This is a genomic window from Komagataeibacter xylinus NBRC 15237, from assembly GCF_001571345.1.
Lineage (GTDB): Bacteria > Pseudomonadota > Alphaproteobacteria > Acetobacterales > Acetobacteraceae > Komagataeibacter > Komagataeibacter xylinus.
Genome location: NZ_BCTP01000002.1, coordinates 84,965 through 111,815 on the forward strand (window position 1 = coordinate 84,965; position 26,851 = coordinate 111,815).

Here is a 26,851-nt window from a genome sequence, read left to right on the forward strand (position 1 = left end):
GAAGATGCGCGATAAACAATGAGCCAGAGCAATTCCACCGAGCCGGAGTTCCGTGGAATTGCTCTAGTGCTGTTCGGGCGGCGCATTGCTGCCCAGCGCGCGCAGCTTCGTGCCGCGCATGAGTTCCGCCTCGATCTGCTCCAGCGTCATGCCCCGAGTCTCGGGCACGCGCAGCGCCACCATGGCCATGAACACCACGTTGAGCGCCGCATAGACCCACAGCACCCACCCTGCCCCCAGCACCTCAAGCCCGGTAAGGAACGTGGCGCTGACCACCATGTTGGCGATCCAGTTGGCGCAGGTGGAGCACGCCATGCCGAACTCGCGCCCGCGCAGCGGCAGGATCTCCGCGCAGAGCAGCCACGCCAGCGGCCCGGCCGAGAACGCGAAGGCCGCGACAAACACTAGCATGCACACCCCCATAACCAGCCGCAGCCCCGGCATGGGCGGCACGCCGCCTGCCAGGATCATGGCCTGCCCCGCCATGGCCAGCGCCATGACCGCGAATCCGCCAATCAGCATGGGCCTGCGCCCGATCCGGTCCACCCAGAACGTCGCCACAAAGGTTGAAAGCAGGTTGATCACCCCCACCCCCACCGGCCCCCACACCTGCACGTAATGGCTGTAGCCCACCAGCCCGATGATGTAGGGCGCGTAGTACAGCACCGCGTTGATGCCCGAGAACTGCTGCGCCACCTGCAGGCCCACCGCCAGCCACATGGCGCGGCGGCAGTTGGGGTCATGCATGAAATTGCCGATACCGTCCTTGCGTGCCGCCAGCCGGGCCATGATGGCGTTGCGCTCGGCCATGACCAGCCGGGGCAGGCCGCGCAGTTCGATCAGCACGCGCCGCGCGTCACGCTCGCGCCCCTGGGCCAGCAGCCAGCGCGGGCTGGGCGGCAGGAACATGACCCCCATCATGAACACAAGGCCCGGAAACCCCACGATGCCCAGCATCCACCGCCACACGCCAAAATAGGAAAACAGCCCATCCGACACATAGGCCGCGAGCAGCCCGCACGAGATCATGAGCTGATAGCCCAGGATCATCGTGCCCCGGCGGCCGGAATCGGCAATCTCGGCAATATAGAGCGGAGTGGTGAACGTGGTGGCCCCCGTGGCCACGCCAAGAAGCAGGCGGGCGAACAGGAGCGTGCCGAACGATGAAGCCTCGGCACAGAGCAGCGGGCCGATCACGAACAGCCCCGCCGTGAGCACCAGCGTGCGCTTGCGCCCCCATGTGTGCGAGAGCCATGCGGCGGCCATCACGCCAAGGGCGGCACCGAGCAGCATGATGGCCACGATCGATTCGCGCTGCAGGTCCGACAGGGTGAATTCCTGCGCGATCAGGTCGAGCGCGCCGGACATGACCCCCGTATCCAGCCCGAACAGGATGCCTGAAAGGGCCGCCAGCCCCCCGATCAGCCCTGCGCGGCCACGTATGGCCGGGGGGTGGTGGGAGCCTGCGGGCTGGCCTGTCTGCGCGATACCGGGCGGCCTGTGCATCCTGCCTGCTCCTGCTGTTGACAGCAGCAACGATGCAGACAGGGGGAAGTTCGCCCCACCCGGGGGCGAACATAGTCGCGTCGGGCGCGATCAGCCCTTTTTCGCTGTCTTTTCAGGCGTGCTGTCATTGGCGGGGGTGGCGGCACTGGTAATGACCGAGCTGATGGTGTCACGCAGCACGCTCACGCGCACGCCCTGCGCGATCTCGACCTCGACCTCGTTCGACTCCGCCGAGACCTTCTGCACCACGCCGATGATGCCGCCAGCCGTCAGCACCCGGTCGCCCCGGCGCAGCTCGGAAAGCTGGTTGCGCAACTGCTTCTGCTTGACCTGCTGCGGGCGGATGAGCAGGAAATAGAAAATGCCGAACATGGCCACATAAGGCAGCACCGCCATGATGCCATCGCCGCTCAGCAGGCCGCCACCCGCAGCCTGGGCATGGGCGGGCGTGGTCAGTAAATCATTGAAAATAGAGGCCATTACAATCTTTCCGGCAGAATGAAGGGTTGAACGGGTTGCGGGTTTGCCATGCGGACCATAGTTTTCGCCTGTTTCCCGTCAAGGCGTTCGCCTGGCCCGTGTCAGCCAACGCGCTCCGGATCGCCCGGTGGCATGCGCCACCGCCCTGTCATGCCCGAATCAGGATCGACGATGGACCAGACCACCCTCCCCGTTCTCGAACGCATTGCCGCAGCCCTCGAGCGCCTCTCGCCGCCCGCGCCCTCGCTTGCCGGGCTGGAGCAGGCGGATGCCTTCATCTGGCACCCTGGCCTTGGCCGCCTGACCCCCGTGGCCCACGTGGCGCATGTGGAAATGGGGCTGCTGCAGGGCATCGACCGCCAGCGCCAGATGCTGCTCGACAACACGCTGCACTTCGCGCACGGCCTGCCCGCCAACAACGCCATGCTGTGGGGCGCGCGCGGCATGGGCAAGTCCTCGCTCGTCAAGGCCGCCCATGCGCAGGCCAACCTTGAGGGTGGCAAACCCGCGGCCCTGGGCAAGGGGCGGCTGGTGCTTGTCGAGATCCAGCGCGAGGATCTTTCCACCCTGCCCGACCTGCTGGCACTGCTGCGTGAAAGCCCGCGCCGGTTCATCGTGTTCTGCGATGATCTGTCGTTCGAACGCGAGGATGCGGACTACAAGGCGCTCAAATCCGTGCTTGATGGCGGCATTGCCGGGCGGCCGCCCAATGTCCTGTTCTATGCCACGTCGAACCGCCGCCACCTCATGCCGCGCGAGATGATCGAGAACGAAAGTTCGAGCGCCATCAACACATCCGAGGCAACGGAGGAAAAGGTCTCGCTTTCCGACCGTTTCGGGCTATGGATCGGCTTTCACAACTGCGCGCAGGATACCTTCATGGATATGGTCCGCGCCTATGCGAAGGAACGCGGCCTGCCGATTGGCGACAAGGACCTCGTGCGCCGCGCCAATGCGTGGTCGCTTTCGCGCGGCGGGCGCTCGGGGCGCGTGGCCTTCCAGTTCATCGAGGATCTGAGCGCGGAACTTTCTGCCCGGCCATGATCCATCACAAGGATTGATCCGTGCGGCTGCTGGCATGCTGGGCGTGTCCATCCCCCTTGGTGGACCACCACAGGCCAGCATGAAGCCCGATGCGAAAGGATGCGCCAACCGCGTTACAAAACATGACGGCACGGAAGCATTTGCCCTGCTCGTAAAAAACATCCTTAATATCGCCATGGCGGCAGGATAATGTTCGGAATGCGTCGCAATATATGGTGTACCAGACGCCCTGCCCATGGCACATCAGGCTGCCATGCCCTGTTAACAGTCAAGAGAGACAATGGATCAGTCGTTACCGCCTGACAGCATGCAGTCCTCCGCCCCGGCCAGCGGGCGGGATCTGCGCCGAATCCGTGCCAACCCCGATTTCTGGTATCCCGTTGCGTGGTCACGGGAACTGAAACCCGGCAAAACCATTGGCACCCGCTATGCGGGCCAGCCCATTGCCCTCGTCCGCCCGAAGGAAGGGGGCAGCGTCTTTGCGCTTGAAGACCGCTGCGCCCACCGGCAGGTGCCCCTGAGCAAGGGCACGGTCAAGGGCGACTCCGTGCAATGCTGCTATCACGGCTGGGCCTATGGCCGCTCGGGCCGGTGCATCGACGTGCCCTATCTGGGCAAGGGCAAGCTGCCCAACGGCGTGCGCACCTACCCCGTGCGCGAAGTCGATGGGCTGATCTTCGTGTTCCCCGGCGATCCGGCCAAGGCGGAGGCGACGCCCTTCCCGCGCCTGGCGGAGGTGGCGAACCCCGCCTACAAGACCCGCCGCTTTGGCCAGCTTGTGCATTGCCACTACAGCTTCATGCACGAGAACCTGATGGATATGAACCATCAGTTCATGCACATGAAGCAGATGGGCCAGATGAAGCCACGCTTCCTGGGCCAGGAACGCGGCCCCGGCCTGGTGGAGGCGCGCTACAGCTTTGCGCGCACAAGCGGCAAGCAGCCGATTGGCGAGGCGCTGATCTTTGGCCAGAAGCGCGATAACAGCGAGAGATTCGCCCATCGCGATGTCATGACCATCCGCGCCACCTACCCTTACCAGACGCTTCATATCCAGACAGGCGACAACCCGCCGGTCATGGATCTGTGGATTGCCTACGTGCCGCAGGACGAAGCGGAACTGACCAACCGCGTGTTCGGCCTGCTTTCCATCAAGCGGCCCGGCATTCCCGGCGTGCTGGACCTGGCGTGGCCGTTCCTGACCGCGTTCACCGAGCGGATCTTCCGCGAAGACCGCGAGATCGTGGAACTCGAGCAGAATGCCTGGTACGAGCAGGGCGGCGACCGCAACCAGGAAATCTTCCCGGTCATCAACAACCTGCGCTCGCTGCTGGTGGAATGCGGCCTGCCCGCGCAGGACGATACGCCCGCACCGGTTGCACGGGGTGCGGCATCGGCATGATGGATCAGGGGGGACATGGTTCAGCCACCTTACTTGAGGCCGGCGAATATCGCCTGCGTGAAGTCCGCACATCTGATGCAGGCACGATGCACAGGCTGATCAATGACTGGAGCGTGGTGCGGATGCTCAGCCGCGTTCCCTTCCCCTATTCGCTGGCCATGACCGAGGACTGGATCGCCTCCACCATCGAACAGTCGCAGCATGGCGATGCCTATCACTTCGCCATCACCTGCCCGCAGTCCGACCAGCCTGATGCGCTGATCGGCTGCATCGGGCTGCGCATCAATGCCGCCGACCGCTCGTGCTCGCTGGGCTACTGGGTGGGCCGCGCGCACTGGAACCGCAAGGTGGCCAGCACCACGGCAGGCCGGCTTGCCCGCTGGGCGCTGGCCAACCTGCCGGTGGACCGGCTGACCGCCTCCGCCGCACATGACAATCACGCCTCGGTCGCGGTGCTCAGGCGCATCGGCTTTCGGGAAAATGGCACGGCCACGCAGGAATTCGTCTCACGCGGGGGGGAATACCCGGTGCGCCTGTTTGAAGCACGGCATGCCGACCTGTCTGGCGAGGAGATGATGGAAGAGACCGAAGCTGGCGATACGCGCCGGATCGTGCTGGTAGCCGCCGTGGCCCTGGTGGATTCGGATGCCCGCGTGCTGCTGGCCCGCAGGCCCGAGGGGAAGTCCATGGCCGGGCTGTGGGAGTTCCCCGGTGGCAAGGTGGAAACGGGTGAGACGCCCGAGGCCGCCCTGATCCGCGAACTTGATGAGGAGCTGGGGCTGGACGTGGCCCGCTCGTGCCTCGCCCCCTTCACCTTTGTCTCGCATGATTACGGGCATTTCCACCTGCTCATGCCGGTTTATGTCTGCCACCGCTGGAAGAACACGCCCACCCCGCGCGAAGGGCAGAAGCTGGAATGGGTGCCCGCTGCAAAACTGCGCGACTACCCCATGCCCGATGCCGACCGCCCGCTGATCCCGCTCCTGCAGGATCTGCTGTAAAATACGGAGAATGACATGATCGATCTCGGCCAGTCCGCCCGCATACCAACGCAGGAGGACATTGCAGCAGTCGAGAAACGGATCGGCGCCTCCTTTGATCCCGCCTACCGGGAATTCATCGCCCACCATAACGGCGCCCGGCCGGACTATAATACCTGCACGGTCGCACCTGACAATTCCTGCGGCATAGACCAGTTTCTTGACATTGCCGACATAGCCGGACGGATGGTTCTCCTTGCCGATAATGTGGTATCGGCCCTTTTTTTCCCGTTTGCCGAGGGCGAGAGTTCAAACTGTTTCATGATGCGTAAGGACGGCACGCCGGGCGTGTGGTTTTACGACCATGAGATGATGGGCATGGAAGCCCTGACGCCCGTAGCCCCGTCCCTGAACGCTTTCCTGCCCATGCTGCTGCCCCGCGGCACCATCGCGGTAACGCTGAAACCCGGACAGGTGAAGTCCGTCTGGTCCGACCCGGACTTCGTGCCCGTTTTCCACGAAAAATAAAACGCGCAGGGGATCAGGCTGCGGGGAAGGCGTACGGCTCCTGCCCCGGCACGTCCACGCGCAGGCTGAACAGGCTGCCTGCCTGCGGGTTGCGGGCCAGCACGTCATCGGGCGTGCTCTTGCGTGCCGTGGTCACGTACAGCGTGCGCAGGTCCGCCCCGCCAAAGGCTACCTTGGTCACGTTGAGCGCGGGCATGGCAATCGGCTCGAGCCGCGTACCATCAGGCTGGAAACGCTCGATGCGCCCGCCATTCCACACGCCCACCCACAGCGTGCCCGCGCTGTCCACCACCACGCCATCGGGGTAGCCATTATCCACGCGGGCAAAGATCCGCCGGTTCGACAGGCTGCCATCGGTTGCAAGGTCAAACTCGTAAATCAGGCCCGCGGGCGAATGGTTGTGATAAAGCCGCGTGCCATCGGGCGAGATGCCGGGGCCGTTGGTCACGACATAGCCTTCATCATGCCGCAGCAGGTCAAGCCCGCGCGCGGAGCGGGTGACGGAATACAACGCGCCGGAGGGCGTGCCTTCTTCATCATCCATGGTGCCGAACCACAGCCGGCCTTTTGAATCGACGCAGCCATCATTGATGCGGTTGCCCGGATGCTCCGGCTCCACTTCCACCATGCGATGGAAGGCACCGGTGCGCGGATCGAACCGGTACAGGCCATCCTTCAGCCCGCAGACCAGCGTGCCGTCGCTGGCCGGCACGACAAAGCCGGGCCGTGCCGGTGCCTGCCACGACGCCCTGGCCCCGCTGGCCGGGTCAAGCCGGTGGATGGCCTGGCCCACGATATCGACAAAATAAAGCGCCTGCTCGCGCGTGGACCAGACCGGCCCCTCGCCAAGTTGCGCCCTGATATCCCATACGCATTGCGGGTGTGGCATCGCTGGCGTGTTCATGCAGTCTCCTTTGGGGTAAGCTTGTGGTCGTTACAGGGTGGGGCCAGAATGCCCCTGCCCGCAACCTAGTGGAATGCCGATCATGAATCCCACCGCCTGCCTGCTGGTCATTGGCAACGAAATCCTGTCCGGCCGGACACAGGATGTAAACGTGCAGTATGTTGCCCGCCGCCTGTCGGAAACCGGCATCACGCTCAGCGAAGTGCGCATCATTCCTGATATCCGCGCGGTCATTGTCCGTAACGTGACCGAGGCGCGGGCAGCCTATGACAATGTGTTCACGACCGGCGGCATCGGGCCGACGCATGATGACATCACCTCCGCCTGCGTTGCGGAATCGTTTGGCGTGCCCTGGGTGCACCACCCTGAAACCTTCAGCCTGCTCGAAACCCATTTCGCGCCTGGTGAGTTCAACGCCGCCCGCCAGCGCATGGCCACCATGCCGCAGGGGGCAACGCCCATCCGCAATGCGGTTTCGGTCGCACCCGGCTTTAGCATGGGCAATGTGCATGTGATGGCGGGCGTGCCGCGCATCATGCGCGCGATGTTTGAGGAAATGCTGCCCACCCTGCCCCATGGCACGCCCGTCACCTCACAGGCGTGGCATGCCAATGGCCTGTACGAAGGCACGCTCGCTGCTCCGCTCGAGGCGATACAGGAGCGCTACCCCGCCATTGACATCGGCTCCTACCCCTACCGGCTTGATGAGAGCCAGCGCGGCGTGTGCCTGCTGTGCAAGGGCACGGACACGCAGGCCGTCAGTGCCGCCGCCACCGCCGTGCGCGACCTGATTGCGGGCCTTGGCTTTGCGCCGTTGCCGGGTGAGCCGGCAAAAGCCTGAACCTATCGGGAAACAGTAAAAGTTTTGGGGTGCCCCTTTTTTTCAAAAGGGGACTTTCTTCGAAGCTTTTTGAAAAAAGCTTCACCAAAAACTTTTACTGGACGAAGTCGTCAGGCGACGGCTTCACGCCCCATGGCGAGGAATTTTTCGCGGCGCTGCGCCTTGAGCAGCACCGGGTCCTTGGCCAGCAGGCCGGGCAGTTCGGCGGCAATGGCATCGCCCACGGCGCGGATGGCGGCCTTGGGGTCACGCTGCGCACCGCCAAGCGGCTCGGGAATGATCCGGTCGATCAGCCGCAACTGGAGCAGGTCCTGCGCGGTGATCTTGAGCGCATCGGCTGCGGTGGAGGCCTGCTTGGGGTCGCGCCACAGGATGGAGGCACAGGCCTCGGGCGAGATGACGGAATAGATGGCGTGCTCGAGCATCATCACCCGGTCGCCCGCGCCAAGGGCCACGGCACCGCCGGAGCCACCCTCGCCAATGACGGTGGCAATGACGGGCACCGGCACGTTCAGGCAGGTCTCGATGGAGCGGGCGATGGCTTCCGCCTGGCCACGGGCTTCGGCATCAATGCCGGGCCATGCGCCGGATGTGTCGATAAAGGTCAGGACCGGCAGGCCGAATCGCCCCGCCAGTTTCATCAGGCGCTGGGCCTTGCGGTAGCCCTCGGGCCGGGCCATGCCGAAATTATGCTTGAGGCGGGTCTCGATCTCGGCACCGCGCTCGGTGCCGATGACCACGACGGGCTGGTCATTGAACCGGCCCACGCCGCCAATGATGGCCTTGTCATCGCCAAACAGCCGGTCACCGGCGAGCGGCGAGAACTCGGTGATCAGCGCCCCGATGTAATCGACCGTGTGCGGGCGCTGGGCATGGCGGGCCACCTGCACCTTCTGCCACGGGGTCAGCTTGGCGTAGGCCGTACGCAACTGCCGGTCGGCTTTTTCGCTCAACCGGGTGATCTCTTCCGCGATGTTGATCCCGTCCGGACCGGACATCCTGCGAAGTTCGTCGATCTTGTTCTCAAGCTCGGCGACCGACTTTTCGAAATCTAGAAACTGGCGCATGCGCTGCCGATAGCACAGCCTGCGTGCCAGCCAAACATTTTCACGCACGGAATTCCGCCTGCCATGCATTTTTGTCCATCCCGCCCTGCCGGGCGCTGGCATGCATTGCATCCCTCCAACGCGCATCGTGTCCTGGCGGCAGGCCGGTTTTCAATTGCCTGCAACAGCAGGGGCGGGAACGGTCTTTTTTAATGAAGGCTGCATTGTTCGAAGCTTTTTGAAAAAAGCTTCACCAGAAACTCTTTTTCGCCTGGCAGTTTTTCAATCGTGCTGCTGCGCCAGCGGGTGGTGCTGGGCCACGGCATCACGCAGGCGGTCGAGCATGACGTGGGTATAAATCTGGGTGGTGGCGATATCCGCATGGCCAAGCAGCACCTGCAACGCGCGCAGGTCCGCCCCATGGGCCAGCAGATGGGTGGCGAAGGAATGGCGCAGCACATGCGGCGACAGGCGCTGCGGGTCCAGCCCCGCGCGCAGCGCCACATCGTGCAGGATTCGGTCGAATCCCTGCCGGGTCATGGGCTGGCGGGCACTCCGGCCGGGGAAAAGGTACGGGCTTTCCCGCCCGGCATCGAGCGCCATCAGCGCGCGCGCCGCCGCGCGCGCCCGGGCTGACATGGGCACCATGCGCTCGCGCCCGCCCTTGCCGCGCACCAGCATCATGCCCGGTGCCGCATCCACCGCGCGGCGGGGCAGCGATAGCAGTTCCGATATGCGCAGGCCCGAGGCATACAGCATCTCGAGCGCCGCCTTCGCCACCATGAGCCGGCGCCCGCGCGCGGGTGTTGCATCGGGCTCGGGCACGCAGGCGGCCAGCAGTTCCGTCACCTCGGGCTCGGACAGGAATCGCGGCAGCGGCGCATCGAGCCGGGGGGCTTCAAGCAGGGCGGCGGGGTTGTCAGGCCGCATCCCCTCGCGGGCCAGGAACAGGAAATACTGCTTGAGGCACGACAGCCTGCGCGCCTGCGTACGCGCAGCCAGCCCCTGCCGCGCAAGGCCCGAGAGGTAGTCGCGCAGGTCACTCTCGCCCGCCGTGAGCGGGGTCATGCCCCGCGCGTGCAGGGCGGCATCCATATCCGCAAGGTCACGGGTATAGGCGCGGATGGTGTTCAGCGCCGCCCCGCGCTCGGCGGCCTGCATTTCAAGAAAGGCGTCAACGCCGCTTGCGCTCACCGTGCGCCCCGCCCGCTCAGCCCGGCGCCAAGGGGGCTACCGGCAGCGGTGCAGGCGCGCCTAGTGGCGGCAGGGCCGCAGGCGGCGGCGGGGCGGCAAAGGGCACATCCTTGTGCACATCCTCCTGCACCAGCGCGGGGGGAAAGGCCCCGAGCGCGAAAAAGCCCCCGATCACGCACAGGACCAGAACACTGGCCAGGGCAATAACAATACGGATCATTCAACCGCTTTCCTATGCTGCAAACCCCGGTGGCCCCTGGCCGGGCGGGCGCAGGCGCGTTGCCCCGCCCACGCGGGGCTGGCCCTGACCACGGACTCTACCGGTCCTGTCCTGCTGTATGTTAGGTTGCGCGGCATGTCACGCCAGATTCCCCCCATTCGGCCCCAGCCGGAGCCCGCATCCCTTGCCATCCCCCTTGACCTGAACGCCGTTGGCCCGGCCAGCCCCCGGCAGCCGGGCAGCGGGCGCACCATCGTGCTGGTCGGGCTGATGGGCGCGGGCAAGACCACGATCGGCCGCCTGCTGGCCACGCGCCTGGGCGTGCCCTTTGTCGATTCGGACGAGGAAATCGAGCGCGCCGCCGGCTGCACCATCGCCGACCTGTTCCAGCGCTATGGCGAGGCCGAGTTCCGCCGGGGCGAGCGGCTGGTCATCCGCCGCCTGCTGTCCGGCCCCCCCGTGGTGCTGGCCACGGGGGGCGGGGCCTTCATGGACGGGCGCACACGCGCGAGCGTGCGCGAGCACGCCGTCTCGATCTGGCTGCGCTGCCCGCTTGACGTGCTGGTGCAGCGCGTGGCCGACCGCACGCACCGCCCGCTGCTCAACAACGCCACACCGCATGCCGTGCTGGCCGACCTTATGCGCCTGCGCCATCCGGTCTATGCGGAGGCGGACATTATCGTTGATTGTGGAGATGACAACGTGGAACACAGCGCCGACCATGTGCTGCACGCCCTGCAGCACAACCAGCAGCCCCTGCGCGTGCCCGTGCGGCTCGACCGCGCCAGCTACGAGGTGCTGATCGGCCCCGACGTGATCCGCCGCGCGGGCGCGCTGCTCGCCCCCGTGCTGCCACAGAAGCGCGTGATGGTGATTACCGATGCCACCGTATCGCCCCTGCACCTGCCCCGCCTGCTTGAAGCCCTGGCCGAGACCGGCATCCGCGCCGAGACCATCACCATCCCGCCCGGCGAGGGTTCAAAAAGCATCAGCCAGTACGAGCGCGTGACCAACGCCCTGCTCGAGGCGCATGTCGAGCGCGGCACCACGGTCGTGGCGCTGGGTGGCGGCGTGGTGGGCGACCTGTCAGGATTCTGCGCGGCCACCACGCTGCGCGGCCTGCCGTTTGTGCAGATCCCGACCACGCTGCTCTCGCAGGTGGATTCGTCAGTCGGTGGCAAGACCGGCATCAACACGCCCTTTGGCAAGAACCTGCTCGGCGCGTTTCACCAGCCCATCGCGGTGCTGGCCGATACCTCCACGCTGGCCACCCTGCCCGTGCGGGAACTCAAGGCCGGTTACGCCGAGATCGTGAAATCCGGCCTGCTGGGCGATGCGGGGCTGTTTGACTGGTGCGAGCGCCATGGCGCCGCGGTGCTGGCGGGCGATCCGGCCATGCAGGCCGAGGCCATCCGCCTCGCCTGCGCCTTCAAGGCCCGCGTGGTGGTGGCCGATGAGCGCGAGGAGCGCAAGACCGACGGCCGCGCCCTGCTCAACCTGGGCCATACCTTTGGCCACGCGCTGGAAGCCGAGATGGGCTATGACGGCAGCCTGCTGCATGGCGAGGCGGTCTCGATCGGGCTGCGGCTGGCCTTCATGCTCTCGGCCCGGCTGGGCTACTGCCCGGCCGAGGATCTGGACCGCGTCACGGCCCATCTCGAGCGCCTGTCCATGCCCGCGCGCATAGGTGACACGGGGCGCAATTTCTCCGCAGCCCAGCTCGTGCGCAACATGCAGCGCGACAAGAAGATGCGCGATGGCCGCCTGTCCTTCGTGCTGGTGCGTGGCATTGGCCGGGCCTTCACCTGCCGCGACGTGCCCGACGAGGCCGTGCTTGACGTGCTGCGCGCGGATGGCTGCACGGCCTGATGCCGTGGGCGGGGCTGTGATATTCTGACCACAGGCCGCCCACTCCCCGCCGCGTGCCCCGCGACATTTACCTTATTTCAATCCTTGCCCCGCAAAACGATCCTGCCATGGATTGATGCGGATGAACGCAGTTTCGCACGCCCCTGATATCCCGCTGGCGCTGGAATGGCGGCGCATACGCCGCCCGGATCAACCCGTATCAGGCCAGTGTGGAACATGCCCCCATCTCCACCAAATAAAGAAGGCGTCTGATCAAGCATCAAGGACGGGACCATGCGTCTTCGCGCGGCACTGCTGGCGACTGCATTGACGACAACACCGGTCATGGCCGCAATGGCCACGACCATCACCGGGCCTTACGTCGATATCGGCGGTGGCTACGACCTGACCCAGACACAGCACATGCACTCCTATGACGGGCAGGCGATAACGGAAAACGAAAACCTGGCCGGCGTTTCGAACCTGCCCCCGGCAGCCCAGAACTTTGTGAAACAAAACCTGCAACAGGAAATGAGTCCCGCAGCCCATGCGCGCGAGCGCATGCATCACGGCGATGGCTGGACCGGCTTCGCCTCCTTCGGCTGGGGCTTTGGCAACGGCCTGCGGGCAGAAGTGGAAGGAGCCTATAACTGGTCGGAAACCACCCGCTACACCACCACATCCTATCATGGTGGCGGGGGCAAGACCGATGGCGCCGACCGCTCCTATGGCGGCTTTGTCAACGTGCTGTATGACATCGACCTCAAGCGCCTGTTCGGCATCGACGTGCCGGTAACGCCTTTTATCGGCGTGGGCGCGGGCTATCTGTGGCAGACCGTGAATGATGCAACGCCCATCGCGAACAGCAACATAATCGTGCGCCATAACGGCACCAATGGCAGCTTTGCCTATCAGGGAATTATTGGCGCGGCTTATGACATTCCCGGCGTGCCAGGCCTGCAGATGACCACCGAATACCGCATGATCGGCCAGGTGGAATCCTTCAATACGGGCAATCTCGGCCAGACTGCGTTCAATGGCAGCAACACGCCGGTGACCGACCACGATTCCATCCGTTACGACCAGCGCTTCAACCATCAGTTCATCGTGGGCGTGCGCTATGCGTTCAACAACGCGCCGCCTCCGCCGCCGCCCGCGCCCGTAATCGTGCCACCCGCGCCAGTGGCTGCCCGCACCTATCTGATCTTCTTCGACTGGGATGGCGCGGCCCTGACCCAGCGCGCACGCGCCATCGTGGCGCAGGCGGCGCAGGCCTCCAGCCATGTGCAGACCACCCGGCTTGAAGTAAACGGTTATACCGATAACTCCGCCGCCCATCCCGGCCCGCGTGGCGAGAAATACAACCTTGGCCTGTCACTGCACCGGGCGGAGAGCGTGAAGGCGGAACTGATCCGCGACGGGGTGGCAGCCAGCGCCATCGACATTCATGGCTATGGCGAGGCCCATCCCCTTGTGCCGACCGGCCCGGACACGCGCGAGCCACAGAACCGCCGGGTGGAAATCATCCTGCACTAGGTATGACTGCAATATATTGAAAAAAATGGAGAATCCGGCACGGGGCGCATCAGCCCGCAACCCGTGCCGAAGAATCCGTTTCCGGCCCCGAAACGGGTTGAAACAGACCTTCCGTTTACACCATTGTCCTATGCAAAATGAGGGGGGCTGGAAAAGCGGTCCTAAAAAATCCTTATAAAATCAGGGTTTTTTATAGACCGTCGTAAAGAGGACTCAAAGATATGTGTTTTTTTTGCCACACCTGTCCCGCATGGCGCATTTTGCCCATTCTCAAGCCGGGCCAGACAGGCTAATCCCCGCTTCATAGCTTGCGGGTAATCTCAGGCTGCCCTGTCTCGGGGCAAATCCCATTGCCCGATCACAAGACGGGGCTCTGCCCTGCAACAACAGATTAAGGACTGAAACATGCGTCTTCGCGCAGCGTTACTGGCAACCAGCCTGCTGGCAGCGACACCGTTCGCAGCCAAGGCAACGACCATCACCGGCCCGTATGTCGATATCGGCGGCGGCTACAATCTGTCCCAGACCCAGCACATGCGTGATGCTGAAGCCGAACGCGGCAATGGTGAAGGCCGCCTTGGCCACCGTCATGGCTGGACGGGCTTCGGCTCGGTTGGCTGGGGCTTCGGCAACGGCCTGCGCGCTGAAGTTGAAGGGGCCTACAACTGGTCCGAAATCTACAGCAAGGCCCGTGGTGACAAGGGCAGCGACCGCTCCTATGGCGGCTTCATCAACGTGCTGTATGACATCGACCTGAAGCGCCTGTTCAACATTGATGTGCCCGTCACGCCGTTCGTCGGTGTTGGTGCCGGTTACCTCTGGGAGAACATGCAGAAGGGTGCCTATAGCGGCGCCTACGGCGGCGGTGCCGGCTCCAGCCTGAAGGGCACCAATGGCAGCTTCGCCTACCAAGGTATCGTCGGTGCGGCCTATGACATTCCGGGCGTGCCCGGCCTGCAGATGACCACCGAATACCGCATGGTGGGTCAGGTCGAGTCCTTCGGCATGGGCAACATCCGTGCGGAAGACGGTTCGGCCGTGCGCTTCGACCACCGCTTCAACCACCAGTTCATCGTAGGCGTCCGCTACGCGTTCAACAACGCGCCGCCGCCGCCGCCGCCGGCTCCCGCCGTCGTGCCGCCCGCGCCGACCGCAGCGCGCACCTACCTGGTCTTCTTCGACTGGGACGGCGCAGCCCTGACCGGCCGCTCGCGTGAGATCGTGGCCGAAGCCGCTCAGGCTTCCACCCACGTCCAGACGACCCGCATCGAGGTTAACGGTTACACCGACAACACCTCCGCCCATCCGGGTCCGCGCGGTGAGAAGTACAACCTTGGCCTGTCCATGCGTCGTGCTGACAGCGTGAAGGCTGAACTGATCCGTGACGGCGTGCCCGCCAACGCCATCGACATCCATGGCTACGGCGAAGCCCATCCGCTGGTGCCCACCGGTCCCGATACCCGTGAGCCTCAGAACCGTCGCGTCGAGATCATCCTGCACTGATCCCGACCAGACTGGTCAAAGGAAAGGGAGCCTTCGGGCTCCCTTTTTTTGTTTCTGAAACTTTGTTTAATATTGTCAGCGCGCCCGACAGAGTGTGTTCCCTGCGCCACAAAATCTGCAAAATCTTCTGCCACAAGATTGTTTGCAACAGATAGAAAACTACGCAAGTCATTGTTTTAAAATAGAAAAGTATCCATCACCGATTTGTCTGCACCGCGTGTTACCTTTGTGCACGGCTGGAACAACGGGCAATGCGGAACCACATGTCCTGCATCGTGTTTAAGTGATGAGATCGATTAATCATCGCATCATGGCAATGATGTCGTTTACAAAGAAGTAATAACATGAGGAAGGACCAACAGATGCGTCTCCGCTCTGCCCTGCTGGCAACCAGCCTGCTGGCAGCGACACCGTTCGCAGCCAAGGCAACGACCATCACCGGCCCGTATGTCGATATCGGCGGCGGCTACAATCTGTCCCAGACCCAGCACATGCGTGATGCTGAAGCCGAACGCGGCAATGGTGAAGGCCGCCTTGGCCACCGTCATGGCTGGACGGGCTTCGGCTCGGTTGGCTGGGGCTTCGGCAACGGCCTGCGCGCTGAAGTTGAAGGGGCCTACAACTGGTCCGAAATCTACAGCAAGGCCCGTGGTGACAAGGGCAGCGACCGCTCCTATGGCGGCTTCATCAACGTGCTGTATGACATCGACCTGAAGCGCCTGTTCAACATTGATGTGCCCGTCACGCCGTTCGTCGGTGTTGGTGCCGGTTACCTCTGGGAGAACATGCAGAAGGGTGCCTATAGCGGCGCCTACGGCGGCGGTGCCGGCTCCAGCCTGAAGGGCACCAATGGCAGCTTCGCCTACCAAGGTATCGTCGGTGCGGCCTATGACATTCCGGGCGTGCCCGGCCTGCAGATGACCACCGAATACCGCATGGTGGGTCAGGTCGAGTCCTTCGGCATGGGCAACATCCGTGCGGAAGATGGTTCGGCCGTGCGCTTCGATCACCGCTTCAACCACCAGTTCATCGTAGGCGTCCGCTACGCGTTCAACAACGCGCCGCCGCCGCCGCCGCCGGCTCCCGCCGTCGTGCCGCCCGCGCCGACCGCAGCGCGCACCTACCTGGTGTTCTTCGACTGGGACGGCGCAGCCCTGACCGGCCGCTCGCGTGAGATCGTGGCCGAAGCCGCTCAGGCTTCCACCCACGTCCAGACGACCCGCATCGAGGTTAACGGTTACACCGATAACACCTCCGCCCATCCAGGTCCGCGCGGTGAGAAGTACAACCTTGGCCTGTCCATGCGTCGTGCTGACAGCGTGAAGGCTGAACTGATCCGTGACGGCGTGCCCGCCAACGCCATCGACATCCATGGCTACGGCGAAGCCCACCCGCTGGTGCCCACCGGTCCCGACACCCGTGAGCCCCAGAACCGTCGCGTCGAGATCATCCTGCACTGATCCCGACAAAAGAAAGGAAGCCTGTATGGGCTTCCTTTTTTTACTTTTATTCTTACCCGACGTATCCTATCACAAAGCAACTCCACGTTATGACAGGCCCATCGGGTGCCCTGGTCTCATCCCACACCCGGGAACAAGGATTATCTTTTGTCCAGACCCTCATCTCAAAAACTCATGCAATTCCTCAAATTCGGAATTGTCGGTGCGTTGGGACTGGTATGGGATACGTCAACCGTTTATGCGCTGCGCCCTCTACTCGGCCTGACAGTAGCCACGATTGTGGCCTACTTTGTGGCTGCTTCCATCAATTGGTTGATCAACCGGTTCTGGACATTTCGCAATGCGGGCAACCAGCATCATTTCATTATCCAGTGGCTGCGCTTTCTGGCAGCGAACTCACTGGGCTTTTTCCTGAACCGTGGCTGCGTGTTCATGCTGTTCCACACCTCGCCCGTGTTCAAGGCCTATCCGGTTCTGGCGCTGGCAGCCGGGGCGGTGGCAGGCATGATGTCGAACTTCCATATCAGCCGCAAACTGGTCTTCCCTAAAGAACGTCTGGCGCTGAAGGTGGAAACGGCAGAAATCGTGCCGTTTCAGCCCGAACGCCCCGTGCCCCAGAAGGCCGTTTCCAGCCAGACGGCGGTTGTGAACTCACGCAGCAAGGTCGGATAACGCGCCTGCGCGCCGCAGGCCGCACCCACCGCCTCCAGCCTGCGCACGCCATCTTCCACCAGCGCCGTGTAGTCATCTCCCCCATAAAGCGCGATCCACGACCAGTATGGATTGCCTTCGCGCACTGTCAGCGGGCTTGCATGCAGCCTCGCCCCCACTTCCGCATAGCCGATCAGGCACGGGGCCATGGTCACCAGCAGGTCCAGCAGGTCGCCCGTCTGGGCACGGTCAAGTATAAAACGGCTATAGGCAAGTAATTCCAGAGATTCCTCTGCCTGTTCCAGCGCTGCTTCTTCTATGCCCCACGTGCGGCAGTAGCCCACATGCATGGCCAGTTCCGTATCCAGTATGCCCGACATCAGCCCAGCCGCATGCCGCATGCCCGCAACCGTATCGGCCTTGTACACCGCCAGCGCACAGGCACGGGCATACTGGATGAGGTACAGGTAGTCCTGAATCAGGAAATTGCGGAACGCCTCGGGCGGTAATGTGCCATCCGCAATACCACGCACGAAGGGGTGGCGCACGAAGCCCAGCCACTGCGCCATGCAGTCACGCCGCAGGCGGCCCGCAAGCCCCGTGGCCAGCAGGGGCCAGTCACGTTCGGCCTGCCATTCGTCGTCCATGTTCCATCCTTTCATGCAGGGGGCGTGCCTGTCACGCATTCGCCATCTGGGGTTTACGCGCATGTTGGCACTTCCGGTCTGGTGCTACGTGCGCTAGGTGAATGAATCCGGTTTTACATCTATATCTTTCAATACAGGATCGTCTGTTTCCCGCCATGCCCACAACAAACGACATTCGTGCCACCTTCCTCGACTATTTTGCCGGGAACGGGCATCAGATCGTGCCGTCCTCGTCACTGGTGCCGCATAACGATCCGACGCTGCTCTTTACCAATGCGGGTATGGTGCAGTTCAAGAACGTGTTCACCGGGCAGGAAACGCGCCCCTATTCCCGCGCCACCACGGCCCAGAAGGTCGTGCGCGCGGGCGGCAAGCACAACGACCTGGACAATGTGGGCTACACCGCCCGCCATCATACTTTTTTCGAGATGATGGGTAATTTCTCGTTCGGGGACTATTTCAAGGCCGAAGCCATTGAACTGGCCTGGAAGCTGGTCACCGGCACCTTCGGCCTGCCCAAGGACAGGCTGCTGACCACCGTCTATGCCGATGACGAGGAAGCAGCCGCCCTGTGGCGCAAGATTGCCGGCCTGTCCGATGACCGGATCATCCGCATCCCCACTTCCGACAATTTCTGGCGCATGGGCGATACCGGCCCCTGCGGCCCGTGCTCGGAAATCTTCTATGACCACGGCCCCGAAGTGGCCGGCGGCCCCCCCGGCTCGCCGGATGAGGACGGCGACCGGTTTACCGAGATCTGGAACCTCGTGTTCATGCAGTATTTCGAGAACCCGCCCGGCACGCGCGCACCGCTGCCGCGCCCCTCGATTGACACCGGGCTGGGGCTGGAGCGCTTTGCCGCCATCCTGCAGGGCAAGCGCGACAATTATGATACCGACACCTTCCGTGCGCTGATCCTGGCCTCGGCCGAGGTCACGGGGCAGGACCCCGATGGCCCGTTCAACGCCAGCCACCGCGTGGTGGCCGACCACCTGCGCTCGACCTCGTTCCTGATCGCCGATGGCGTGCTGCCGTCCAAGGACGGTCGTGGCTACGTGCTGCGCCGCATCATGCGCCGCGCCATGCGCCACCTGCACCTTATGGGCACGACGGAGCCGACCTTCTACCGGCTGGTCCCGGCCCTGATCCGGCAGATGGGCGAAGCCTATCCCGAGCTGATCCATGCCCGCGCCCTGATCGAGGAGACGATGAAGGGCGAGGAACTGCGCTTCAAGGCGATGCTCGACCGTGGCCTGTCGCTGCTGGCCGACGAGACCGAGCGTCTGGGCAATGGCGCGCCGCTGCCCGGCGATGTGGCCTTCAAGCTGTATGACACCTTCGGCTTCCCGCTTGACCTGACACAGGACGCCCTGCGCGGCACCAGCCACGGGGTGGACGTGGAAGGCTTCAACGAGGCGATGGACGTGCAGCGCAAGCGCGCCCGCGCCGCCTGGAGCGGCTCGGGCGACAGCGCGACCGAGACCGTGTGGTTCGAGGCGCGCGACACCTTCGGCGCCACCGAGTTCCTGGGCTACACCACCGAGACCTCGGATGCCGAGGTGCAGACCGTGGTGTTGGATAACGCGCAGGTCGAAGCCGCAGGCCCCGGCACGAAGGTGGCCCTGCTGCTCAACCAGACCCCGTTTTATGGCGAGAGCGGCGGCCAGGTGGGCGATACCGGCACCATCACGGCACCCGGCCTGCACATTGCCGTAACCGACACCCAGAAGAAGCTGGGCGACCTGCTGGTGCATTACGGCACCGTGGTTGAAGGCACGGTCAAGCCCGGCATGGCCGTGACCGCGCAGGTGGATCATGCCCGCCGCAGCGCCATCCGCGCCCACCATTCGGCCACGCACCTGCTGCACGAGGCCCTGCGCCGCCGTCTTGGCGCGCATGTGACCCAGAAGGGCAGCCTGAACGCGCCTGACCGCCTGCGCTTTGACGTAAGCCAGCCCCGCCCGATCACGCCCGAGGAACTGGCCGAGATCGAGGCCGAGGTGAATGCCCGCATCCGCGAGAATACGGATGTGACCACACGGAGCATGACGCCCGAAGAAGCCATCGAGCAGGGTGCGATGGCCCTGTTTGGCGAGAAATATGGCGATGAGGTCCGCGTTGTTTCCATGGGCGGGCCGGAAGAAGGCCGCGCGGGCTGGTCGATCGAACTGTGCGGTGGCACGCATGTGCGCCGCACGGGCGATATCGGGCTGTTCCGCATCACGTCGGAAAGTGGCGTGTCCTCCGGCGTGCGCCGCATCGAGGCCGTGACCGGGCTTGCCGCGCAGAACGCGACGGTGGCCACCGAGGAGCGCCTGAACCAGATCGCCGCCATGCTGCGCGTGCCTGCAGCCGAAGCGCCAGAGCGCCTGGCCGTGGTGCTGGAAGAACGCAAGGTCATGGAGCGCCAGATTTCCGACCTGCAGCGCAAGCTGGCCTCGGGCAGCCAGGCGGCGGCAAGCATTGTGGAAATTGGCGGCATCAAGCTCGATGCCCGCAATGTGGGCGAATTGCCGCCCAAGGAACTCAAGCCGCTGGCGGATTCGCTGCGCAAGGAAATCGGCTCGGGCGTGATCGCGCTTGTTTCCACCGCCGATGGCAAGGGCAGCATTGTCGTTGCCGCAACGCCGGACCTGGCCGAGAAGGTTGATGCCGTCACCCTGGTGCGCGCGGCAAGCGCTGCCATGGATGGCAAGGGCGGCGGCGGCCGACGCGACATGGCGCAGGCCGGTGGCCCGGACATCAGCAAGGCCGATGCCGCCCTTGAGGCCGTGCGTGCAGCCCTGGGACAGGCCGCCACCGCCTGACCCGACGGGCAGAAACATCCATACGCCCATGCAACGGCGCACCTCGGTGCGCCGTTGTGCTGTACGGCACCTGCTGCAAGACAGAAATACTTCAATGCATAAAGTTAATATTCATTAACTATATTATGATAACATAGTATTTCCGTATAACTTCATAGCGAAACAAATGGGACTGCCAGATGTTTCCATGATATAGACAAAGCGGGACATGCCTCCGACCGGTGCATAGCCCCTTGATGCCACGACAGGACATGACTTCACACCGGTCCGGACATTCAGGTGACAGGATATTACAATGGCCCATACCAATACTGCCCGGGAAACCCTCATCGACCTGCTGCACGGGGTGGAGCGTTTCAACACCGAAGTCTTTCCCCAGAACCGCGACCTCTTCGCCAGCCTTGCCGAGAGCCAGTCCCCCGATACGCTGTTCATCGCCTGCGCCGACAGCCGGGTGAACCCCAGCATGATCACCCAGACCCAGCCGGGCGACCTGTTCGTGCTGCGCAATATCGGCAACATCGTGCCGGCCTATGGCGAGATGCTCGGCGGCGTGTCGTCGGCCATCGAATACGCGGTCAGCGCGCTCAAGGTCTCGCACATCATCGTCTGCGGCCATTCCAACTGCGGCGCGATGAAGGCCCTGCTCGACCCGCAGGCCAGCCACCTCGACAAGATGCCCACCGTGGCAAGCTGGCTGCGCAATGCCGAGGCCGCGCGCGCCGTGCTCGAGGCCACCGATGCCGGCCCCGCCACCGTGCGCAGCCTGTCCGAGCAGAACGTGCAACTCCAGATCGCGCACCTGCGCACCCACCCCGCCGTGGCGGCGGGGCTTGCCCGCGGCACCCTGACATTGCAGGGATGGTTCTATGATATTGCCAGCGGGGAAGTGGTGGTGCTCGATGAAACCTCGCGCACTTTCATCCATGTCGATGAAGCGATTGCCAAACTGCGCGCCCAGCAGGCCGACAGCGCCACGGCGTAACCTTCTGCCATGGCCAGCCCTGGTCGGGCTGGCCATGATCTGGGTCGCCTGCCCCGCATGGGCGGCGGGCAGCCTCAAACTGGCAACCTGGAACCTGGAATGGCTGACCACGCGCGCGCAGGGTGACCCTGCCCTGCCGCCCGATGTCACGCCCCGCACCCCCACCGACATGGCGCGGCTGGCGCATTATGCCAGCCGCCTCGCCCCCGATATCGTGGCACTTGAGGAGGTGGACGACCCGGCCCTTGCCGCTCGCCTCTTCCCCACGCCCGCCTATCATCTCTTCATAACCGGTGATTCCGTGGTGCAGCGGGTCGCCGTCGCCGTGCGGGCCGACCTGAGCGTGGTGCGCCACCCCGATGTCACCGCGCTCGATGTCTATGCCGCCGATGCGCCGCGCCACCTGCGCGCGGGGCTGGACCTGACCATCGGCACGGGGGCTGACAGCCTGCGCGTGCTGGTGGTGCACCTCAAGGCCGGATGCCGCGATTCCAGCCCCACCGACCGCAGGCCCGCCTGCAATACCCTGCAGCGGCAGGTGGCCGTGGTGCAGGACTGGATCATGGAACGGCAGGATGAAGGCGAGGCCTTCGCGGTACTGGGCGATTTCAACCGCCTTTTCGCCCCCGATGACCCGATGCTGCATGCCTTGGGTGAAAACGGTCCCCTCACGCTGGCCACGGCAGGGCATGCCAGCCCGTGCGGAGCGGGAACCTACTTCATTGACCATCTCATCATGGGGGGTGCTGCGCGCGACTGGGTGCAACCGGGCAGCCTGCGCGTGATGCTCTATCGGGACCGGGCGCAGGACGGCAGCGCCCACCTGTCCGATCACTGCCCGGTTTCGGTCCGGCTGTCGCTGCCGTAAGGAGAGCGCGTCCTTATTCGGGCCAGATGCCCGAGGCGTGCAAGGCACTCCACCCCACAATCATCACGATCATCACGAACGCCACCGCCCCCATGAGCTGGAACAGCTCTTTATAGGGCATGAATGGCGGGGCCGCCGCCGCGTCAACCGCGGCCTGCGTGGTGGCCACGGCATCATGCGGGGTAGCGACAACCTGCGTCTGGGCCTCGGGCACGGGGCCGGGATCAGGAACCGTGCTCGCGGCCATGGCCGCTTCATCTTCCTGCACGGCTTCATGCAGGGCCTCAACCGGGTGTTCCACCCCTACGGGCACAGCGGACTGCGCCACCACGGCCGGATCCTGATCGGGGGTATCGGTCATTGACGCTGTACTCCTGCTTTGGCCAAGTCTATGCCATATAGGACAGCCCGGCACGATAACCAGGGCACAGAATAGGACATCCCGTGCCATACTGCCACATGCCCCATAAACAGGAGAGACGCATGCCAGCCCTGAAACCGACCCGCCGGGAGTGCCTCGCCGCATTGGCCGCCAGCCTGCTGCCCCTGGCCCTGCCCGGCAGGGCCCATGCGGGCAGGCCGCTGCGCATTGGCATGATCGGGGCGGGGCATGCCGGCACCACGCTGGGGCGTTTATGGACGCGGGCGGGCCATCAGGTCATGTTCAGCGCGCTCGAGCACAGGGAGGCGGAAAAGCGGGCATCGGAGTTCTACCCCCTCGCCCGCGCGGGCACGGTGCAGGAGGCCGCGAAGTTTGGCGATGCCGTGGTGCTGGCCGTGCCCTATGGCGCCCTGCCCCAGCTTGGTCACACCATTGGCTCCATCGTGGGCTCCAAGCCGCTGATTGACGTGACCAACCCCTATGGCTGGCGCGATGGCAAGATCGGGCGGCTGGCGCTGCGCAATGGGGCGGGCATTACCACGCAGTCGCTCTTTCCTGCCGCGTCCGTGGTGCGGGCCTTCAATTCCGAGGACATGACCACGCTCGCCGCCCAGACATGGCGCCCGCCGCCGCGCCTGGCCCTGCCCATGGCGGGCGACGTGGTGCAGGCGCTGTACGTGGCGGGCTGGCTGATCCATGACGCGGGGTTTGACCCGGTCATGGCGGGGCCGCTTTCAACGGCCAGCCTGTTCCAGCCCGGCGGCCCGGCGTTCGAGGCGCAGATGAACGCCACCGACCTGCGCCACCTGCTTGGCGTGACAGCCAACAACCCCGTTGACCGCACGCTGGCTTCTCAGTTCGCAGGCGGGATGTAGTTCGCCCGCCGCAGCGCGAAGCCGAACTGCACCCAGCCAATGCCGGCTGCAATCAGTTCAACGGCAATGAACGTGCCGATCAGCCACAGCCCCGACCACGGCAGGGTGACGTACAGGCACACCCCAACCAGCAGGCTGATCAGGCCGCCGAGCAGGATGAACCACCACCCCTGCAGCCCGCGCTGCTGGAACGCCATGATGATGCGCGCGATGCCCGATATCACCAGGCAGGCGGAAATGAAGAGGGTGATGACCATGGAGCCGGTGCTCGGCTCCTCCATCATCATCGTGCCCGCAAGGATATAGAGCGCGCCGCCCGCAATCGACATGAGCCGCCCGCTCCAGTCACGCACCACGAAGGCATGCACAAGCTGCACCGTGCCCGCCACGAACAGGAGCACGCCAAACAGGATGGTGCTGGCAAGTGACACGGCCAGCGCATCGACCCATGCCATGATGCCCAGCCCGAACGAGATCGCGCCCAGCCCCACAAACAGCGGCCAGCGCTGCGTCAGTGACGTATCCATTGAGTGAAGGTCCTCCTGATTATTGATGGATGGGTTCATCCGCATGCTGCCCGTTTTCATAACAGGCAGCACCCCTGATGCGATACAGGCTTTGTGGCAATGATTGACACGCACCCCCCGGTACTTCTATACGCGCCCGACTGCCGGGAACGTGGACGATACGGCTGGTGCCCATGGGTGATTGCTCCCCGGCGCCAGTAATACGGATCGCGCCCGCCCTGTTCATGCGGAACAGGGCCTACCGGTGCCACACCATGGCCCCAGGCTCACGCCACAGGCCGTGCAGATTGAAGAGAAGAGAGCGCACCATGAGCAAGCGCCTTGAGAGCAAGTATAAAATCAACCGCCGCCTTGGCGTAAACCTGTGGGGCCGCGCCAAGTCGCCGGTCAACAAGCGCGAGTATGGCCCCGGCCAGCACGGCCAGCGCCGCAAGCAGAAGCCTTCTGACTTCTCCGTGCAGCTGATGGCCAAGCAGAAGCTCAAGGGCTACTACGGCAACATCGGCGAGAAGCAGTTCCGCAAGTATTACGATGAGGCCGTGCGCCGCAAGGGTGATACCTCGGAGAACCTGATCGACCTGCTCGAGCGCCGCCTCGACGCGGTGGTGTACCGCCTGAAGTTCGCGATCACCCCGTTCGCGGCCCGTCAGTTCATCAGCCACGGCCACATCACGGTCAATGGCCGCAAGGTCAACATCCCCTCCTTCCTGGTGCGTGATGGCGACGTGATCGAAGTGCGCGAGAAGTCCAAGCAGCTCGCCATCGTGCTCGATGCCGCCCAGAGCGGCGAGCGTGACGTGCCGGAATACATGGAAGTGGACCACCGCCAGATGAAGGGCTCCTTCCTGCGCAGCCCCAAGCTGTCGGATGTGCCCTATCCGGTGCAGATGGAACCGAACCTGGTCATCGAATTCTACTCTCGCTGATCAAGTCCCGGAACCGGGCAGGCGTGACGCCGGGCGTGGGGATTTTTCCCTGCGTCCGGCGTCCGCGTTTCTGGCCCCTGCCCGCTTCCGCCTCCCTTCCGCCAGGCCAGCCGCAGGAATGGACAAGACCGTGACCGCCACCGCCGCCGAAACCCCGCTTGCCGCCGAGATCACCCGCCGGCGCACATTCGCCATCATCTCGCACCCCGATGCGGGCAAGACCACGCTGACCGAGCGCATCCTGCGCGCGGGCGGCGCGATCCAGATGGCAGGCAACGTGCGGGCCAAGGGCGAGCGGCGGCGCACGCGCTCGGACTGGATGGGAATCGAGCGCGACCGCGGCATCTCGGTCGTGACCTCGGTCATGACGTTCGAGTATGGCGGCTGCATCTTCAACCTGCTCGACACGCCGGGCCATGAAGACTTCTCGGAAGATACCTACCGCACACTGACGGCGGTGGATGCCGCCGTGATGGTGATCGACGCCGCCAAGGGCATCGAGGCCCGCACGCGCAAGCTGTTCGAGATCTGTCGCCTGCGCGATATTCCCATCGTCACCTTCATCAACAAGATGGACCGCGAATCGCAGGACCCGTTTGCCCTGCTTGATGAAATTTCGTCCTCGCTGGCGCTCGATGTCTCGCCCGCCACATGGCCGGTGGGCCGTGCCGCCAAATTTGTCGGCACCTACGATATCCATAAACGCGAACTGCATGTGACCGAGGAGCTGGACCAAAGCGACCCGCGCATGGTACAGCTTGGCGAGGAACTGGAACTGGTCGAGGCGGCGCTGCCGGAATTCGACCTTGAAAGCTTCAATGCGGGCCACCTGACGCCGGTGTTCTTCGGCAGTGCGATGAAGGAAATCGGTGTGACCGACCTGCTCGACGCGCTGGCCGCCTTCGGCCCGCCCCCGCGCGACCAGGCTACCGAGACACGCAACGTCCGCGCCGATGAACCGGCGCTGACCGCGCTGGTGTTCAAGATCCAGGCCAACATGGACCCCAACCACCGCGACCGCATGGCCTTCGCGCGCATCTGCTCGGGCAAGCTACAACGCGGCATGCGGCTCAAGCATGTGCGCATTGGCAAGCAGTTCGCGCTGCACACGCCGCAGTTCTTCTTCGCCCGCGACCGGCAACTGGCCGAGGAAGCCTTTGCAGGCGACGTGGTGGGCATTCCCAACCACGGCACGCTGCGCATTGGCGACACGCTGACCGAGGGCGAGGACCTGCGCTTTACCGGCGTGCCCTATTTCGCGCCTGAAATCCTGCGCCGCGTGCGACTTGATGATGCGATGAAGGCCAAGAAGCTGCGCCAGGCCCTGACCGAACTGGCCGAGGAAGGCGTGGTCCAGCTCTTCCGCCCACAGGATGGTGCGCCCCCCATCGTGGGCGTAGTCGGCACGCTGCAGCTTGACGTGCTGCAATCGCGCCTGAAGGGCGAATACGGGGTCGCCATCGGCTTCGAGTCGACGCCCTACAACCTCGCCCGCTGGGTCACCGGCCCGCGTGACAGGCTGGAAGCCTTCTGCATGGCCAACCGCACGGCCATGGCGGATGATATTGATGGCGACCCGGTCTTCCTCGCCTCATCGGCGTTCATGATGAAGCGCACGGCTGAGGGCAACCCGGAGCTGACCTTCCACGACATCAAGCAGATTGGCCAGGAAATCGGCTGACCGCGCGGGC

General features: G+C 64.3%; 26 protein-coding genes. 17 read left to right on the top strand and 9 right to left on the bottom strand.

The window, feature by feature from the left end:
- Positions 1-63: 63 nt before the first annotated feature.
- Positions 64-1,506 carry a sugar porter family MFS transporter gene (locus GXY01S_RS01260; protein ID WP_061271574.1) on the bottom strand — a complete coding sequence of 481 codons (1,443 nt, stop codon included), beginning with the start codon at positions 1,504-1,506 and terminating at the stop codon, positions 64-66.
- 90 nt (positions 1,507-1,596) lie between these two features.
- A complete protein-coding gene (gene yajC, locus GXY01S_RS01265) occupies positions 1,597-1,986 on the bottom strand; it encodes a preprotein translocase subunit YajC (protein WP_061271575.1) in 390 nt (129 codons plus the stop codon).
- A 171-nt stretch (positions 1,987-2,157) separates the two neighbouring features.
- Between yajC and GXY01S_RS01270 the strand changes: the two genes are divergently transcribed.
- The 5 genes from GXY01S_RS01270 (at position 2,158) to GXY01S_RS01285 (ending at position 5,940) form a co-directional block, all read left to right on the top strand.
- Positions 2,158-3,030: an ATP-binding protein gene (locus GXY01S_RS01270; protein ID WP_061271576.1), complete on the top strand. Its 873-nt coding sequence runs from the start codon at positions 2,158-2,160 to the stop codon at positions 3,028-3,030.
- A 13-nt stretch (positions 3,031-3,043) separates the two neighbouring features.
- On the top strand, positions 3,044-3,220 hold the full coding sequence (locus tag GXY01S_RS17855; protein WP_156470280.1) for a hypothetical protein: 177 nt from the start codon (positions 3,044-3,046) through the stop codon (positions 3,218-3,220).
- Between the two features lie 90 nt (positions 3,221-3,310).
- On the top strand, positions 3,311-4,432 hold the full coding sequence (locus GXY01S_RS01275; protein WP_061271577.1) for an aromatic ring-hydroxylating oxygenase subunit alpha: 1,122 nt from the start codon (positions 3,311-3,313) through the stop codon (positions 4,430-4,432).
- Positions 4,429-5,433: a bifunctional GNAT family N-acetyltransferase/(deoxy)nucleoside triphosphate pyrophosphohydrolase gene (locus GXY01S_RS01280; protein ID WP_061271578.1), complete on the top strand. Its 1,005-nt coding sequence runs from the start codon at positions 4,429-4,431 to the stop codon at positions 5,431-5,433. The genes GXY01S_RS01275 and GXY01S_RS01280 overlap by 4 nt, the downstream gene beginning before the upstream one ends.
- Positions 5,434-5,448: 15 nt before the next feature.
- The gene (locus GXY01S_RS01285) at positions 5,449-5,940 is read left to right on the top strand and encodes an SMI1/KNR4 family protein (protein WP_061271579.1); all 492 of its coding nucleotides are present in this window, start codon (positions 5,449-5,451) and stop codon (positions 5,938-5,940) included.
- A gap of 13 nt (positions 5,941-5,953) precedes the next feature.
- Here the strand turns inward: GXY01S_RS01285 and GXY01S_RS01290 are convergent, their stop codons facing one another.
- Entirely contained in the window at positions 5,954-6,844 is an 891-nt protein-coding gene (locus GXY01S_RS01290) for an SMP-30/gluconolactonase/LRE family protein (protein WP_255210335.1), read from the bottom strand.
- Between the two features lie 82 nt (positions 6,845-6,926).
- Here GXY01S_RS01290 and GXY01S_RS01295 point away from each other — a divergent pair, with 82 nt between their 5' ends.
- Positions 6,927-7,685 (top strand): competence/damage-inducible protein A, encoded by a 759-nt coding sequence (locus GXY01S_RS01295; RefSeq protein ID WP_061271648.1) that lies wholly within the window; start codon positions 6,927-6,929, stop codon positions 7,683-7,685.
- Between the two features lie 110 nt (positions 7,686-7,795).
- On the opposite strand, the gene GXY01S_RS01300 is transcribed toward GXY01S_RS01295, so the two are convergent.
- From GXY01S_RS01300 to GXY01S_RS01310, 3 genes are all read right to left on the bottom strand, one after another.
- Positions 7,796-8,752, bottom strand: coding sequence for an acetyl-CoA carboxylase carboxyltransferase subunit alpha (locus GXY01S_RS01300; RefSeq protein WP_061271649.1), 957 nt, complete (start codon positions 8,750-8,752; stop codon positions 7,796-7,798).
- Positions 8,753-9,013: 261 nt separating this feature from the next.
- Positions 9,014-9,925 carry a site-specific tyrosine recombinase XerD gene (locus tag GXY01S_RS01305; protein ID WP_061271581.1) on the bottom strand — a complete coding sequence of 304 codons (912 nt, stop codon included), beginning with the start codon at positions 9,923-9,925 and terminating at the stop codon, positions 9,014-9,016.
- A gap of 16 nt (positions 9,926-9,941) precedes the next feature.
- Positions 9,942-10,145 carry a hypothetical protein gene (locus GXY01S_RS01310; RefSeq protein WP_061271582.1) on the bottom strand — a complete coding sequence of 68 codons (204 nt, stop codon included), beginning with the start codon at positions 10,143-10,145 and terminating at the stop codon, positions 9,942-9,944.
- Between the two features lie 135 nt (positions 10,146-10,280).
- Here GXY01S_RS01310 and aroB point away from each other — a divergent pair, with 135 nt between their 5' ends.
- The 5 genes from aroB to GXY01S_RS01335 all read left to right on the top strand — a co-directional run bounded on the left by aroB (position 10,281) and on the right by GXY01S_RS01335 (position 17,164).
- Entirely contained in the window at positions 10,281-12,014 is a 1,734-nt protein-coding gene (gene aroB / locus GXY01S_RS01315; RefSeq protein WP_061271583.1) for a 3-dehydroquinate synthase, read from the top strand.
- A gap of 273 nt (positions 12,015-12,287) precedes the next feature.
- On the top strand, positions 12,288-13,529 hold the full coding sequence (locus GXY01S_RS01320) for an OmpA family protein (RefSeq protein WP_061271584.1): 1,242 nt from the start codon (positions 12,288-12,290) through the stop codon (positions 13,527-13,529).
- Between the two features lie 405 nt (positions 13,530-13,934).
- Positions 13,935-15,032: an OmpA family protein gene (locus GXY01S_RS01325; protein WP_061271585.1), complete on the top strand. Its 1,098-nt coding sequence runs from the start codon at positions 13,935-13,937 to the stop codon at positions 15,030-15,032.
- A gap of 362 nt (positions 15,033-15,394) precedes the next feature.
- On the top strand, positions 15,395-16,492 hold the full coding sequence (locus tag GXY01S_RS01330; protein WP_061271586.1) for an OmpA family protein: 1,098 nt from the start codon (positions 15,395-15,397) through the stop codon (positions 16,490-16,492).
- A gap of 174 nt (positions 16,493-16,666) precedes the next feature.
- Positions 16,667-17,164, top strand: coding sequence for a GtrA family protein (locus GXY01S_RS01335; protein ID WP_061271587.1), 498 nt, complete (start codon positions 16,667-16,669; stop codon positions 17,162-17,164).
- Here GXY01S_RS01335 and GXY01S_RS01340 read toward each other — a convergent pair.
- Entirely contained in the window at positions 17,086-17,790 is a 705-nt protein-coding gene (locus tag GXY01S_RS01340; protein ID WP_061271588.1) for a TenA family protein, read from the bottom strand. The genes GXY01S_RS01335 and GXY01S_RS01340 overlap by 79 nt on opposite strands.
- 155 nt (positions 17,791-17,945) lie before the next feature.
- Between GXY01S_RS01340 and alaS the strand changes: the two genes are divergently transcribed.
- From alaS to GXY01S_RS01355, 3 genes are all read left to right on the top strand, one after another.
- Entirely contained in the window at positions 17,946-20,597 is a 2,652-nt protein-coding gene (gene alaS, locus GXY01S_RS01345; protein WP_061271589.1) for an alanine--tRNA ligase, read from the top strand.
- A gap of 295 nt (positions 20,598-20,892) precedes the next feature.
- On the top strand, positions 20,893-21,582 hold the full coding sequence (locus GXY01S_RS01350; protein WP_061271590.1) for a carbonic anhydrase: 690 nt from the start codon (positions 20,893-20,895) through the stop codon (positions 21,580-21,582).
- A 34-nt stretch (positions 21,583-21,616) separates the two neighbouring features.
- Complete coding sequence (locus GXY01S_RS01355; RefSeq protein ID WP_061271591.1) at positions 21,617-22,450, top strand: endonuclease/exonuclease/phosphatase family protein; 834 nt, start codon at positions 21,617-21,619, stop codon at positions 22,448-22,450.
- Positions 22,451-22,463: 13 nt separating this feature from the next.
- Here the strand turns inward: GXY01S_RS01355 and GXY01S_RS01360 are convergent, their stop codons facing one another.
- A complete protein-coding gene (locus GXY01S_RS01360) occupies positions 22,464-22,811 on the bottom strand; it encodes a hypothetical protein (protein WP_061271592.1) in 348 nt (115 codons plus the stop codon).
- A 122-nt stretch (positions 22,812-22,933) separates the two neighbouring features.
- Here GXY01S_RS01360 and GXY01S_RS01365 point away from each other — a divergent pair, with 122 nt between their 5' ends.
- Positions 22,934-23,707, top strand: a complete 774-nt coding sequence (locus GXY01S_RS01365; RefSeq protein WP_061271593.1) for an NADPH-dependent F420 reductase — start codon at positions 22,934-22,936, stop codon at positions 23,705-23,707.
- Here GXY01S_RS01365 and GXY01S_RS01370 read toward each other — a convergent pair.
- Positions 23,686-24,234: an HdeD family acid-resistance protein gene (locus GXY01S_RS01370; protein ID WP_061271650.1), complete on the bottom strand. Its 549-nt coding sequence runs from the start codon at positions 24,232-24,234 to the stop codon at positions 23,686-23,688. The genes GXY01S_RS01365 and GXY01S_RS01370 overlap by 22 nt on opposite strands.
- Before the next feature lie 308 nt (positions 24,235-24,542).
- Between GXY01S_RS01370 and rpsD the strand changes: the two genes are divergently transcribed.
- Positions 24,543-25,160, top strand: coding sequence for a 30S ribosomal protein S4 (gene rpsD / locus GXY01S_RS01375; RefSeq protein WP_025437534.1), 618 nt, complete (start codon positions 24,543-24,545; stop codon positions 25,158-25,160).
- Between the two features lie 118 nt (positions 25,161-25,278).
- Entirely contained in the window at positions 25,279-26,841 is a 1,563-nt protein-coding gene (locus GXY01S_RS01380; protein ID WP_061271594.1) for a peptide chain release factor 3, read from the top strand.
- Positions 26,842-26,851 lie beyond the last annotated feature (10 nt).